General features: G+C 72.0%; 10 protein-coding genes and 2 pseudogenes. 8 read left to right on the top strand and 4 right to left on the bottom strand.

What is annotated here, in order from left to right:
- Positions 1-36: 36 nt before the first annotated feature.
- The 5 genes from ACQP1S_RS31215 (at position 37) to ACQP1S_RS31195 (ending at position 4,609) form a co-directional block, all read left to right on the top strand.
- Positions 37-960 (top strand): DUF1906 domain-containing protein, encoded by a 924-nt coding sequence (locus tag ACQP1S_RS31215; protein WP_432901616.1) that lies wholly within the window; start codon positions 37-39, stop codon positions 958-960.
- A gap of 140 nt (positions 961-1,100) precedes the next feature.
- Positions 1,101-1,613 (top strand): hypothetical protein, encoded by a 513-nt coding sequence (locus ACQP1S_RS31210; protein WP_432901614.1) that lies wholly within the window; start codon positions 1,101-1,103, stop codon positions 1,611-1,613.
- 68 nt (positions 1,614-1,681) lie between these two features.
- Positions 1,682-2,377: a response regulator transcription factor gene (locus tag ACQP1S_RS31205; RefSeq protein ID WP_091248693.1), complete on the top strand. Its 696-nt coding sequence runs from the start codon at positions 1,682-1,684 to the stop codon at positions 2,375-2,377.
- Complete coding sequence (locus ACQP1S_RS31200; protein ID WP_432901611.1) at positions 2,370-3,944, top strand: sensor histidine kinase; 1,575 nt, start codon at positions 2,370-2,372, stop codon at positions 3,942-3,944. Before ACQP1S_RS31205 ends, ACQP1S_RS31200 begins: the two co-directional genes overlap by 8 nt.
- Before the next feature lie 56 nt (positions 3,945-4,000).
- Entirely contained in the window at positions 4,001-4,609 is a 609-nt protein-coding gene (locus ACQP1S_RS31195) for a hypothetical protein (protein ID WP_432901609.1), read from the top strand.
- 125 nt (positions 4,610-4,734) lie between these two features.
- Here ACQP1S_RS31195 and ACQP1S_RS31190 read toward each other — a convergent pair whose 3' ends face one another.
- Positions 4,735-7,059 (bottom strand): hypothetical protein, encoded by a 2,325-nt coding sequence (locus ACQP1S_RS31190; protein WP_432901607.1) that lies wholly within the window; start codon positions 7,057-7,059, stop codon positions 4,735-4,737.
- 156 nt (positions 7,060-7,215) lie between these two features.
- On the opposite strand from ACQP1S_RS31190, the gene ACQP1S_RS31185 reads away from it, so the two are divergent.
- Both ACQP1S_RS31185 and ACQP1S_RS31180 read left to right on the top strand, forming a co-directional pair.
- On the top strand, positions 7,216-7,920 hold the full coding sequence (locus tag ACQP1S_RS31185) for a glycosyltransferase family 2 protein (RefSeq protein ID WP_091248686.1): 705 nt from the start codon (positions 7,216-7,218) through the stop codon (positions 7,918-7,920).
- Positions 7,921-8,404: 484 nt separating this feature from the next.
- On the top strand, positions 8,405-9,925 hold the full coding sequence (locus ACQP1S_RS31180) for an ArnT family glycosyltransferase (RefSeq protein WP_432901605.1): 1,521 nt from the start codon (positions 8,405-8,407) through the stop codon (positions 9,923-9,925).
- 246 nt (positions 9,926-10,171) lie between these two features.
- Here the strand turns inward: ACQP1S_RS31180 and ACQP1S_RS31175 are convergent.
- Positions 10,172-10,540 (bottom strand): annotated as a pseudogene (locus ACQP1S_RS31175) (IS630 family transposase); the annotation flags it as partial.
- 156 nt (positions 10,541-10,696) lie between these two features.
- Between ACQP1S_RS31175 and ACQP1S_RS31170 the strand changes: the two are divergent.
- Positions 10,697-11,401, top strand: a complete 705-nt coding sequence (locus ACQP1S_RS31170; protein ID WP_432901603.1) for a glycosyltransferase family 2 protein — start codon at positions 10,697-10,699, stop codon at positions 11,399-11,401.
- A 75-nt stretch (positions 11,402-11,476) separates the two neighbouring features.
- Here ACQP1S_RS31170 and ACQP1S_RS31165 read toward each other — a convergent pair whose 3' ends face one another.
- Both ACQP1S_RS31165 and ACQP1S_RS31160 read right to left on the bottom strand, forming a co-directional pair.
- Entirely contained in the window at positions 11,477-12,370 is an 894-nt protein-coding gene (locus ACQP1S_RS31165; protein ID WP_432908467.1) for a transketolase family protein, read from the bottom strand.
- 134 nt (positions 12,371-12,504) lie between these two features.
- Positions 12,505-13,209: pseudogene (locus ACQP1S_RS31160) on the bottom strand (transketolase); the annotation flags it as partial.
- Between the last annotated feature and the right edge of the window lies 1 nt (position 13,210).

Here is a 13,210-nt window from a genome sequence, read left to right as displayed (position 1 = left end):
GCGCCACCGTCGTCGCGTCACGAGAACGGGAGACCCGTGCCGGACAGTTCCGCCACCTCGGCCCTGCGTCGGCTGATCACCGCCACCGTGGCCGGGGTGCTCCTCGCCACCGTGGCGCCGGTGGTGGCCGCCGGCCCGGTCCGCGCCGCCGGCTACTCCGGGCCGCAGCCGGGCACCTTCACCGGGTCGGGCTTCGACACCTGCGCCGCCCCCTCGAACGCGGCGATGACCGCCTGGCTGAAGTCGCCGTACCGGGCCGTCGGCGTCTATCTCGGCGGGGTGAACCGGGGATGCGCCCAGCCCAATCTCACCCGGAGTTGGGTGGCGACCCAGCAGACGGCGGGTTGGCGGATCTTCCCGCTCTACGTCGGGTTGCAGGCGCCCTGCTCCACGTACCAGCGGCGGATCGACCCGACCCGGGCCACGGCCCAGGGGCGTGCGGCGGCCGACGACGCGGCGACCAGGGCCGACGATCTCGGTCTGGCTCGCCGCAGCACGCTCATCCTCGACCTGGAGCACTACCCGTCGGGCGACGCGGCGTGCACCGCCGCCGTCGACGGGTTCGTCAGCGCGTGGACCCTCCGCCTGCACGAGCGCGGCTTTCTCGCCGGCCTCTACACCAAGGTCACCTCGGCCGGCCTGGGCGACCAGGTGGCCGCCTACCACCGGCCGGGGCACGGCGTCCCCGACCTGCTCGACTTCGCCCGCTGGGACGGCGTGCGGACGGTCACCGACCCGGCCCTGCCGGCGTCGCACTGGGCTCCCGGGCGGCGGATGAAGCAGTACCAGGGCGACCACCACGAGACCTGGGGCGGGGTCCGGATGAACATCGACAGCAACTATCTCGACCTGGTGCAGCCGGCGCGGACGCGGTCGCGGCCCGCACCGCAGGCGCCACCGAAGTGGGGCACCGGGCTGTCCCGGCTGGTGGCCCGGTCCGCCGCCGCAGCGCTGCGCTGACCCGTGCCGGCAGCGGACCGTCCCCCACCCCACTGACCTGGTCGGGTGAAAGACGCACCGGCGGTGCGACACGGGGGAGTGGAAGTTCCAATAGCCGACAGTGACCCACATCACCCCTGGTGGCGGCTCGTTGGCCAGGTATGGACGTCTTCTCGCGCACCTTCCTCCCGGCCGCCGCCGAGACCGGGTTGGCGGTCCAGACGGTGAGTCGGCACATGCCCGTCTTCCGGCAGTGCGTCGGCTCCGGTGACGCCACCATCCTGGTCGCCCGGTGCGTCCGCCCCGACCGGCCGGTCGGCGGTGAATACCTCCTCCTGCTCACCCACCGCCGGCTGGTGGTCACCCAGCAGACCCGGGTGCTGCACCGACTGCGCCTGCACCTGAACACCGAGCTGCGGGAGCTGAGCAACGTCACCTGGAGCCCGGACCCCCGGGCGCAGGCCGTCGAGTTGGCCGCCACCGCGATCGACGGGGTGCGGGAGCGGTTCGTCATCCGTACCCCGCATCCGAAGCAGGTGTGGCAGCTCGACACGCTGCTGCACCACGCGTTCCGGATCCGGTTGCGCAAGCCCGAGGAGCGGGTCGTCGCCACCATCGGCGACGCCCCGGCCACCGGGCCGGCCCCGTTGCTGCGCCCGTTGCCGGCCCGCTGATCGCATCATTACCTGACTCGAACACCGCCGTACGTCCCGGTCGGCCCCGGGTCGGTCATCATGGGCCGGTGACCGTTGACGCCACCGGGCAACGCGGGCTCGTCCTCGTGGTGGAGGACGAGCCGTCCATCGCCGACCTGGTCCGGCTCTATCTGGGCCGGGACGGGTTCGGCGTACACCTGGAACGGGACGGCACGGCCGGGTTGGCCGCCGCCCGGCGGCTGCGCCCGGTGGCCTGCGTCCTCGACATCACCCTGCCGGGCCTGGCCGGCACCGAGATCTGCCGCCGGCTGCGCGAGGCCGGCGACTGGACCCCGGTCATCTTCCTCACCGCCCGCGACGACGAGGTCGACCGGATCGTCGGCCTGGAACTGGGCGCGGACGACTACGTCACCAAACCGTTCAGCCCCCGGGAGTTGGTGGCCCGGGTCCGGGCGGTGCTGCGGCGCACCGTCGGTGCCCCGGACGGGCCGGACCGGCCCCGCACGGTCGGCCCGGTCACCCTCGACCCGGCCCGTCGCACGGTGCTCGCGGCCGGTGCCCCCGTCCAGCTCACCTCCACCGAGTTCGACCTGCTCGCCCACCTGATGGCCCGCCCCGGCCGGGTCTTCACCCGGGAGGAACTGCTGGCCGGCGTCTGGGGCTACGCGGCACACGCCGGCACCCGTACCGTCGACGTGCACGTCGCCCAGGTCCGGGCCAAGCTCGGCCCGGCCAGCGTGATCCGCACCCACCGGGGCGTCGGGTACGCCGCCAATGGCTGAGCCCGCCACCCCGCCCCCGGCCGGCACCACCCCGCCCCCGGCCGGCACCACCCCGCCCCCGGCCGCTCCACCTCGGACCGCTCCGCCGCCGGCCCGCCAGTCGTCGGCCGCTCCGCTGTCGGCGCGCCAGTCGCCGGGTGCCCCGCCGCCGGCCGCCGTCCGGCCGCGACGCCGTCGGCCGCGACGCCGGTTCACCCACACGCTGACCGCCCGCGCGGTCCTGGTGACCTGCGCGGTGGCGCTGGTGTCGGTGCTGGTCACCGCGCTGGTCGCGGTCCCCCTGGCGGTACGCGGGGTGGAGCGCCGCGACCAGGCCGCGCTGGCCGCCCAGGCCCGTCTCGCCGCCGACGTCCTGCGGGTACGCCCCAGCCGGCAGCGCGACGCGGCCGGCGACCGGCTGATCCGCCAACTCCGGGAACAACAGATCGAGGTGTACGTCGTCCAGGGCGGACTGGCCGACCGCCCCGGCCTGCCCCGGCAGGTGGTGAACCGGATCTCCGCCGGCCGGGACGTCTCCGGTCGACGGTTCGTCAACGGCCAACGGACCCTCGTCGAGGGGCGGGCGCTACCCGGCGGGGAGGGTGTGGTGCTGACCCGGGCCACCCCGCAGGGGCCGTGGCGGCAGGTGCTGCGCGCCCTCTGGCTGCCGCTGCTGGCCGGGCTCACCGCCGGGGCGGCGGCCGGGCTGCTGCTCGCCCGTCGGCTGGCCCGGCCGATCCGGCACGCCGCCACCGCCGCCGCCCGGCTGCGCGCCGGTGACCGGGCCGTCCGGGTGCCCGTCGAACCCCCCGACGAGGTCGCCGACCTGGCGTACGCGTTGAACGGGTTGGCCGCCGCGCTGGCCACCAGCGAGGGGCGGCAGCGGGAGTTCCTGCTCTCCGTCTCGCACGAACTGCGTACCCCGTTGACCGCGATCCGGGGGTGGGCCGAGGCGCTCGCCGACGGGGTGATCGGCGCGGACGAGGCCGCCGCCACCGGCCGGACGATGCTCACCGAGGCGCAGCGCCTGGACCGGCTGGTCGCCGACCTGTTGGCGCTGGCCCGGCTGGAGGCGGTGGACTTTCCGCTGGAACCGGTGCCGGTGGACCTCACCCGGCTGGCCGTCGACGCCGAACGGACCTGGTCGGAGCGGTGCGCGGCCGTCGGGGTGCCGTTCCGGCTGGAGGTCCCGGGCACGGCGGTGCCCGCGTACACCGATCCGGGGCGGATCCGGCAGGTGGTGGACGGGCTGCTGGAGAACGCGCTGCGGGTCGTACCGCCGGGGGCGTCGGTGGTGCTCGCGGTCCGGCCGGCCGGTGCCGGACCGGCCGCCGGTGGGCTGGTCGAGGTCCGCGACGGCGGACCCGGCTTCACCGACGACGACCTGGCGGTGGCCTTCGAACGGGGGGCGCTGCACCAGCGCTACCGGGGGGTCCGGAAGGTGGGCAGCGGGTTGGGGCTGGCGCTGGCCGCCGGTCTGGTCCGGCGGCTCGGCGGGGAGATCGTCGCCGGCCACGCGGCCGAGGGCGGCGCGGCGTTCACCGTCCGGCTGCCCGCCCATCCTTACCCGACCCGAACATCGGCCTGACCCCGCGCCCATCGGACTCCGCGACGCTGGTGGCACCACGGACCAGAGGGAGAGTCATGGCACATCGGGGAATCGCCGTCACCGCCACGTCGCTGCTCGCGGCGCTCACGCTGGGCGTCGCCGGCTGCGGATCGGCACAGGTGGCGCAGGACGGCACGAAGGCCGCCGCCGTCGACGTCGCCGCCGCGCTGGGCGTCGAGGGGCAGGCGCTGGCCGCCCTGGGCCTCGACCCGACCGAGTTGGATCTGCTCGCCGCGCCCGCCCCGGCCGCCGGGGAGTCGGCCTCCCCGTCCCCGTCGGCCGGGGCGAAGGGCAAGCGTGCCGAGCGGGCGCAGGAGCTGCGGCAGCGCCGGCAGGCCCGGGTGCTGCTGGGCCGCAACGGCCTGCACGGTGAGGCGGTGGTGCAGACGAAGGACGGCGGCACGAAGACCGTCGTCGTGCAGCGCGGCGAGGTGACCGCGGTCGACGGCGACTCGGTGACCGTGAAGTCCACCGACGGCTTCACCCTGACCTGGAAGCTCGGCGACCAGCTCCGGGTGGTCGAGCGGCGCACCACCGTCAAGGCCAGCGACATCAAGGTGGGCACCAGGGTCAATGTGGCCGGGGCCCGCGACGGTGACGCCAGCGTCGCCCGGCTGATCGTGGTGCCGGTCAAGCAGAAGTGACCCGTGGGGGACGGTCGGGGTCGGCGTGGACCACCGCGCCGGCCCCGACGCCCCCCGACGCCTGTCCCGACGCCCGGCAGCCGGCCGCCGCTGCCGTCAGCCGGGGTCGGGGTCGGGGTCGGTGCTCAGCGGGTCGGGGGCAGCGCGTAGCCGACGTGGTCGCGGTACTCGATCGTCCAGCCCGCCGGGACCAGCCGGGCGCACTCCGTCCGAGGGCCGGTGCAGACGATCGCGTCGACCGAGGTGGGGTCGGCCGGTGGCCGGTCCGGCAGCACCGACTGCAACGCCACCAGCTCGGGCGACCGGCCGTCGTCGTCGCGCAGCAGCAACCACCAGGGGTACTCCCAGTTGTCGTTCTGCTGCACCAGGCCGATCCGTCGGGCGTCGCTCGCCCGGACCGCCGAGGCGGCCCAGCGGAACTCGTCGGCCCACTGCGGCCGGCGCAGGAACCGGGTGTCCCACTCGGTGGTGGTGAAGACCGAGCCGGCACCGACCAGCCGGCGCGGGAAGCCGTACGACAGGGCCAGGACGCCGGCCAGCGCGGAGGTGGCCAGCATGGTCACCACCAGCCCGGCGGCCACCGACCGCCGGCCCGCCCCGGCCCGCCGCCGCAGCACCGCGTCCACCCAGAGCCCGGCCAGCGGTACGGCCAGCACCAGCGCGTAGAGCAGCAGCCGGTTCCCCCACGGCTGCCACTTGATCATCGCGGTGTGCAGGACCACCGCGAGCACCACCACGGCCGCGTACGCCCGCAGCGCCCCCGGTCGACCGGGGCTGACCCGGCGGGGTCGGACCAGCGCGAAGACCGCCCCGAGCAGCGCCAGCGACCCGGCCAGCGGGAAGGCCACCCGGTCCTCGTCGGGATACCAGGACGGCACCGGGAAGACCTCCCGGCCGAAGGTGATGGTCCGGTCCTGCGGGTCCACGCCGACCGCCCGGGAGCCGGCCATGATCGCCTCGGCGGTGCCCGCGCGCAGCGGGGAGAGCGGGGTGTCGAAGGCGGTGTGCCCGATCCGCAGCGCGTTGACCAGCACGGCGACCGGATCGTGTCGTTCCATCGGGATGGACTCCCGCAGCCGGGGCGGCCCCAACGGGTGGCCGAACTCGGCGGTCTCCCGGGCCAGGAACGGCCCCACCACCGTCGCCGCGACCAGCAGCACCAGCAGCGAACCGCCCACCGTCCGGGCCACCTGCCGGACCCCGGTAGGTGCCGGCCGGTCGGCCGCCCCGGTCGCCGGGCCCGACCCGACACCGCCGACCGCCCGACCGACCCGGTCGGCGCCGACCCCGGTGGAGTCGCCGGGAGCGAGCCCGGTGGAGTAGCCGGCGCCGATCCCGGTGGGGCGGGCGGCGAGTCGGAGTTGGGCCAGGCCCCAGAGCAGCAGCAGCGGTCCGACGGCGATCAGCCCACTGGTCTTGGTCAGCGCGGTCAGGCCGGTGGCCGCGCCGAGCGCCAGCGCGTCGCCCAGGCCGGCCCGGCGGCGCAGGCCGTCCAGCACCAGGGTGGCGGCGCAGGCGGCCCAGGCGGCGGCCACCAGGTCGGTCTGGGTGCTGGTCGCCTGGAGGGCCACCATCGGCGTGGTGGCGAGCAGGAACGCGGTGAGCAGTTGGGCCCGCCGGCCGCCGCCGAGCTGGGCGGTGATCCGGGTGGCCGCCAGCAGGCAACCGATCCCGGCGGCCCACTGCACCAGGTGGTGCAGGGCGTCCCCGCCGGTGAACAGGCGCAGGTGCAGCAGCAGGTATTCGGCGCCGGGCGGGATGGTCACCTGCCGGTGGATGGCGGTCGGCCAGAAGTCCAGGCTGCCCTGGGCCACCCAGTGCTCCACCTTCGGCAGGTGGTAGGTCTGCGAGTCGAAGTTGTTCGGCTCGGCCAGCAGCGCCACCACCAGCTCGATCGACACCATGCCGAGCACCGCGCCGGCGAGCAGCCGCTCGCCCCGGGTCGCCGTACGCCGGAGGTGGGACAGCCGGGCCGCCCAACCGGACAGCAGCGCCGCGAGGCCGCCCCGGGCGGTGGCCGGCCGTTCCGGTCCGGGTGCCGCCCCGCTGCCGGCGGCCGCGCCCCCGGTCGGGCCGTCTGTCGTCGGGTCGCTCCCGGTCGGGCTTTCCGCCGTCGGGCCGCCCACGGTCGCGCCGACCAGCACCGCTTGGCGGGTCTCGGCGGCGGTCCGGGGCCGGAGGGCGTCCCGGCCGCGTCGCCGGCCGGCGACCACCGCCACCCCGGCGACGAAGAGCAGCCAGGCCAGGGCGAAGGCGGGCAGGGTGAGCGCGTCGAGGACGCCGAGCAGCTCCACGGTCAGCACGGCGAAGACGCCGGTCAGCAGGGCGGCCCGGACGATGCCGAGGCGGTGCGGGGCGACCACCCCGGCGGCCCGGGGCCGCAGCAGAGCGGAGAGCACCACGAGCGCGACGACGGGGGCCGCCACGAGCATCCAGCCGGCTGCCGACATGGGCGGAAGTAAACACCATCCCCCTGAAAGAAGCGTTGCCGGTCGGTACGGTGGCGACGAACGGCCGGGCCCCGGCCGGCCCGGTGGCGGCCCTCGCACGGCTGACCTGCCAGGCTAGGCTAGGGCCGACTCACTGTCGCCACCGTGGAGATTCCCGTGAAGCTCTCGATCCTCATGCCGGTCTACAACGAGGAAGAACGCATCGCGGATGCCCTGAAGCAGGCATTGGCGGTCGATTATCCGTGTGAGATCGAGTTGGTCGTGGTCGATGACGGTAGCCGGGACGGCACCGGGGAGATCCTCGGCCGGGCGGACGACGCGCGGCTGCGGGTGATCACCCACCCGCGTAACGCGGGTAAGGGTGCGGCCATCAAGACGGCCGTGGCCAGCGCCGAGGGTGAGTACATGGTCATTCTCGACGCCGACCTGGAGTACGACCCGCAGGACATCCCTCGGTTGCTCGCCCCGGTGCTCGACGGGCGGGCCACGGTGGTCTACGGCAACCGCACCTTCGGTAGCCACAGCGCCTACAGCTTCTGGTATGTGATGGGTAACAAGGGCGTCACGATGGCGGCGAATGTGTTGTTCAACTCCTATATCGGTGACCTGGAGACGTGTTTCAAGCTGATGCCGGTCGAGCTGTACCGGTCGCTGGGCATCCGGTCGCGGGGTTTCGGGATGGAGGCGGAGGTGACCGGCAAGCTGTTGCGCCGCCGCATCCGCCCGTACGAGGTGCCGATCAGTTACCGGGCGCGCGGGCGCGAAGAGGGCAAGAAGATCACCTGGAAGGACGGGGTCGAGGCGATCTGGATCCTCGGCCGGGAACGCACCCGCCGGCGTGCCAGCCTGGTAAGGCGCTGATTGGCCGGCGCGGCCCGGTAGCGTCAAGTCCGTACAGCGCTGTGTCGATCGACGTGCCGTATCGCCGCAGGCCCTGCCTCAAGCGCTGACGTGAGAGGACGGCCTGCACGGTCGCGGTGGCGCGGCGTGGCAGCACCATAACCATAGCTTCGCCAGGGCTTTCCAGGTCTTGAGAGTGGCGATGGTCTGATCGCCCAGGTCAATCTCCACCGCGGCCCCCGGGCCGCTGCCGACGGCTTGAGCGCTACCAATCGTGTGGTGCCAGCGTCGCCTGACGATAAGCTATCCTGCCTTGGCTCGATGACTTCGTAATTACGGGGGCGCGGTGGTGCGGTCAGTTAGCAATGATCGACTTCGTAATTATGGTGAGGCAACTGCCGCCCTTTCGGGTGGGCCGAACGCCCAGCGAGTAGTACGAATAGTGACCCCCGGCCGGGTGGCTACGGCCGTCGGTCTCGCTGGCCTCCTTTATCGGGTTCTCCTGGTGGCGTTTGACGTTCCACCCGCCAACAGCGATGAAGGCACCGCCGGCTTGGCGGCACTGCACATCGGGGAAGGTTGGCACTGGCCGGTCTTCTTCTACGGCCAGCACTACATGGGTGCGTTCCATTCCTACCTGGCGGCGCCCCTGGTCCAGGTTTTCGGCGCGCATTGGTGGGCCATGCGGTTGCCGGCTCTGGCCATGTACGCGCTATTTCTGATGCTGCTCTACCAATTAACGAGAAATCTCTACACGCCATGGTTCGCCGCGTTCTCTGTAGCGATCATGGCATTCGGTTCCGATCGCGTCATAAAGAACCAGGTAGTCGGTGCTGGCGGATACTCCGACGTGGCTGCGGCCACGGCGGCATTGATGGCGGCATCGGCACTCTTGGTGTTGCGCAGAACGGGAGGGCTGGGAATCTACCTTGGTTGGGGGCTGCTGGCCGGCTACATCGTGTGGACCCACTGGCTTGCGTTGCCATACGTAGCCGTGGCCGTGCTCCTACTAGGCTGGGCGAATCGAGAGGTGTTGACTAAAGGGCGACTGCTCCTTGTCGCCGGGGGCTTCGCCCTGGGCGCGGCCCCCTTGATCTGGTATAACCTCCGGCCCGGCCACCCCGACTCACTGTCGGTCCTGCTTTCCATCAGCGGTGCCGCCGAGTCGGCCCCGTTGGTCGACCGACTGCACGGAGCAGTTCTTCTCGGTTTACCACTGAGTTCTGGCGTGTGTGGCCCGAGCCACTGTGAAGCGTGGCAGATGTGGTGGGGGCCCGGCTATCTGACTTTGCTGATCACGGCGGTCACAATGGGGGCCGTTTCATTTCGTCAGGCCGATACTCAGGATCGACGGCTACATGCCAGCCGACTCGCTCTCCTTGCCGGCGGCGGGCTGACCCTGATCGCCTACGTTCTCAGCGCCTCATCAGCACTGACCCCCGTGGAGAGCGCTCGCTATCTCCACTACGGTCTCATTTCGCTGCCAGCAGTTCTCTGGCCGCTGTGGGCCGGTCTGAGTCTCACGTCCCGCAGCGCGGTACCGCCCAACTTCGGTGCGAGCCATCCGACGATGGTTCGAAAAGTGCGCGGTGGATTTGTTTCGGCTGCCGTCCGTGTCGCGACGGCCGGTGCTTTCGTGGGCAGCCTGCTGGTCGCCACCGGACAACTAGTTCTTCATCAGCCACAGTATGCGGCAGAGGCAGTTGAAGAAAGGCAATTGAAGGATCATCTGCTCGCTGCTGGGCTTACACGGATCTATACCGAGTATTGGACGTGCAACAGGCTGGCCTATGCAAGCGCGGAGAATATTCGTTGCGCTGTGGTTGATGACGACCTGAACCCCGGGCACGATCGGTATCGCCCGTATCGCGCCCAGGTGGAGCAAGCGGATCGCGTGGCATACGTACTGCCCCGCGCGAGCGGACTTGCGGATACCTTTACACGATCGACCCCAGCGAGGGTGGACGTCATTGAGGTCCAGGACGTCGGGGAGTATCGAGTTTTCGTCTGCCACCAACTGCCATAGTGCGAGCGCTTGACGTCGACCTGGCAGTTGATGTGCAGGCGCTATTTCGTGGGCGACCCCAGCTGCTATGCGCGTCGCGACTGGCGCTTGATCTCGTACACGCCCTGAACAGCCTCGCGGAGACAGGATGTCCTGAGATCTGTGTGACCGGTGACGAGGTCTACGGCGCACCCATCGATCTGGAACACCGCGGGATCGGGTACCGCCTGGCTAGTGCCGTAACCACGAACGTTCAGGGGGTTGGGGTCAGGCTGCGCGGGTGGCGGGTTGTCCACCAGCGTCGTCGGCGTCCGCTGCGGATGCGGGCGCGTTCACGGCGTTGGGCGGCCAGGATGTCGGGGTGGCGGGCGTTGGCGTTGCGCCAGCGCAGGCAGGCCTGCAGATTCCGGGTCAGCGTCGGGTGGTGGGGGTGGTCCGCCCACGCTCGGATCTTGCGGCCGTTGTGCGCGGACAGGTTGTCCAGGATGACGTGGATCGGGGCCCCGTCGGGGCGGCCCGGATCGACTTGAGGGCGGCGCGGGTGTTCGCGGCGCTCTCACGCTGGCGGAAGACGCCCCGGAGTTGGCCATCGCTGACCGTCGCCGAAGTCCGTCGGCTCCTCCACGCCTTCGTCCTCGCCGTGACGCTCCCACCCAGCACATCCTGCGCTGGTCGACCTGGCGACGAACATCCCAAGCCCGAGCCCGCCGATCCCACCACCAGGGTCGACACGCCAACTGACCTGCCAGGCTAGGCTAGGGCCGACTCACTGTCGCCACCGTGGAGATTCCCGTGAAGCTCTCGATCCTCATGCCGGTCTACAACGAGGAAGAACGCATCGCGGATGCCCTGAAGCAGGCATTGGCGGTCGATTATCCGTGTGAGATCGAGTTGGTCGTGGTGGATGACGGTAGTCGGGACGGCACCGGGGAGATCCTCGGTCGGGCGGACGACAGCCGGTTGCGGGTGATCACCCATCCGCGTAACGCGGGTAAGGGTGCGGCGATCAAGACGGCTGTGGACAGTGCCGGGGGTGAGTACATGGTCATCCTGGATGCTGATCTGGAGTACGACCCGCAGGACATTCCCCGGTTGTTGGCTCCGGTGCTTGATGGGCGGGCGACTGTGGTCTATGGCAACCGCACCTTTGGTAGTCACAGCGCGTACAGCTTTTGGTATGTGATGGGTAACAAGGGTGTCACGATGGCGGCGAATGTGTTGTTCAACTCGTATATCGGTGATCTGGAGACGTGTTTCAAGTTGATGCCGGTGGAGTTGTACCGGTCGTTGGGTGTCCGGTCGCGGGGTTTCGGGATGGAGGCGGAGGTGACCGGTAAGTTGTTGCGTCGTCGGATCCGTCCGTATGAGGTGCCGATCAGTTACCGGGCGCGGGGGCGCGAGGAGGGTAAGAAGATCACGTGGAAGGACGGGGTCGAGGCGATCTGGATCCTCGGCCGGGAACGCACCCGCCCCCGCCCCGCCCGCTCACCCCGCTGATCCCGCCCCGGTCTCCGGGTCCCGTCGCCGCCTCCGGTCCGGTCACCGCGTCGGGTCGCCCGGTGTCCGGTCCGATTACCCGACCGGGGCTCCCGCTGTCAGGAAGTCGCCGATCGCGCGGCGCAGCCCGGCCGGATCGAGGCCGTGCCACCGGTCGTGGTCCTCGGCGGTGCCGTAGCGCCGCAGCTCCGCACGGCCCACGCCGAGGCTGAGCAGTCGGTGCGGCCGGTCCGCCAGCGCCTCGGCCACCACCCGCGCGGAGGTGCCGGCCAGGTAGGGCTCCACCACGATCACCTCGCTGCCGGCCAGCGCCCGCAGCCCGGTCACGTCGAACGGTCGGGGCCGGTGCGTGTAGGCCACCGTCACGGGCAGGTCGGCCACCGCCGCGAGCGCGTCGTCGCGCATCGGACCGACCGCCACCAGCAGCGCCGCGCCCGGCCCGGCGTCGCGCACCACGTGCAACCCACCCGCCTGCGGGTACGCCCGCGCGTTGCTCCGGGTGGACAGCCGCAGGTAGGTCGAGTGCTGCCCGCAGACCGCGTCCCGTAGCAGGTCGGGGACCTCGTCGGGGTGGCCGGGCACGTGCACGGTCCAGCCGTCCAGGGTGTCGATCAGCGCGACGTCCGCCGGGGCCAGGTGGGTCCGGCCGGCCTCCGCCCGGTCGTAGGACGCGCCGATGCTGACCAGCACCGCGCCGACCCCCTGGTGGTCGAGGTCCAGCTTGATCTGCTCGTACGCCCGCTCGACGAGGAACGGGGCGTAGCTGTGCACGATCGGGCGCTGCCCGGTGAGGGCGAGCCCACCGGCGACCCCGACCATCAACTGTTCCCGGATGCCCACGTTGACGACCTGGCCCGGATACCGGCGGGCCGCCCCGGCGAAGGCGTCGGCGGAGATGTCGGCCAGCACGATGGTGGTCCGGGGATCGTCGAGGAACCGGGTGGCGCTGGCGACGAAGGCGTCCCGCATGGTCATTTCCCGCTCCCCGGGGTAGGTCCGTCGCCGGCCACCGACCGGCCCGGGTGGTCCGGCCGGGCGGCCTGGATCTCTGATCGGCCCGCCTGCTCCGGTCGGTCTGCGCCGGCTGGTCGGTGTGCCGGGTGGCGGGGCGTGTCGACCGCGACGACGACGTGCGGGCGGTGGCCGTCGTGGCCGGTGAGGGCCGCGTGCAGGGCGTCGTGGTCGTGCCCGTCGACGGTGGCGGCGGTCCAGCCGTTGACGGTGAACCGGCTGGCCACCCCGCCCGGCCAACCGTGACTGGCCGACGCGTTGTCGACCACGATCGCGGTGAGCCCGGCCAGCCCGGCGGCACCGGCGTACGCGATCGCCTCGTGGTTGGAGCCCTCGTCGAGTTCGGCGTCGCCGAGCAGGACGTACACCCTTGGGGTGGTGCGACCCTGGGCGCGCAGGCCGAGCACGGTGCCGACACCCAGCCCGAGGCCGTGGCCGAGGGAGCCGGAGCCGATCTCGACGCCGGGGACCAGGGTCCGGTCGGGGTGGCCGCCGAGCCGGCTGTCCGGCCCGCCCGCGTCGTCGAGCCAGTCGACGGGGATGAACCCCTTGGCGGCGAGCACCGCGTAGTAGCCGGCCACGGCGTGCCCCTTGGAGAGCAGGAAGCGGTCCCGGTCGGGGTCGTCGACGGTGGCCGGGGTGACCCTCAGGACCCGGTCGTAGAGCACCCAGTGCACGTCGATGGTGGAGTACACGTTGGCGTCGTAGGCGTCACCGGCGCGGATTCGTTCCAGCGGAGCGACGACCGGCGCGGGGAGGAGGCGGCCCGGCGGACGGGTTGCGGTCGATGTGGTCATG

The organism is Micromonospora matsumotoense, assembly GCF_050951065.1.
GTDB classification, from domain to species: domain Bacteria; phylum Actinomycetota; class Actinomycetes; order Mycobacteriales; family Micromonosporaceae; genus Micromonospora; species Micromonospora matsumotoensis.
This window is presented reverse-complemented; position numbering and strand designations above follow the sequence as displayed.

What these genes read in the sequence shown, in the direction of transcription:
- ACQP1S_RS31195 (WP_432901609.1), top strand. Translation starts at nt 4,001, where the DNA reads ATGGCACATCGGGGAATCGCCGTCACCGCCACGTCGCTGCTCGCGGCG.
- ACQP1S_RS31210 (WP_432901614.1), top strand. Translation starts at nt 1,101, where the DNA reads ATGGACGTCTTCTCGCGCACCTTCCTCCCGGCCGCCGCCGAGACCGGG.
- ACQP1S_RS31165 (WP_432908467.1), bottom strand. Translation starts at nt 12,370, where the DNA reads ATGCGGGACGCCTTCGTCGCCAGCGCCACCCGGTTCCTCGACGATCCC.
- ACQP1S_RS31190 (WP_432901607.1), bottom strand. Translation starts at nt 7,059, where the DNA reads ATGTCGGCAGCCGGCTGGATGCTCGTGGCGGCCCCCGTCGTCGCGCTC.
- ACQP1S_RS31200 (WP_432901611.1), top strand. Translation starts at nt 2,370, where the DNA reads ATGGCTGAGCCCGCCACCCCGCCCCCGGCCGGCACCACCCCGCCCCCG.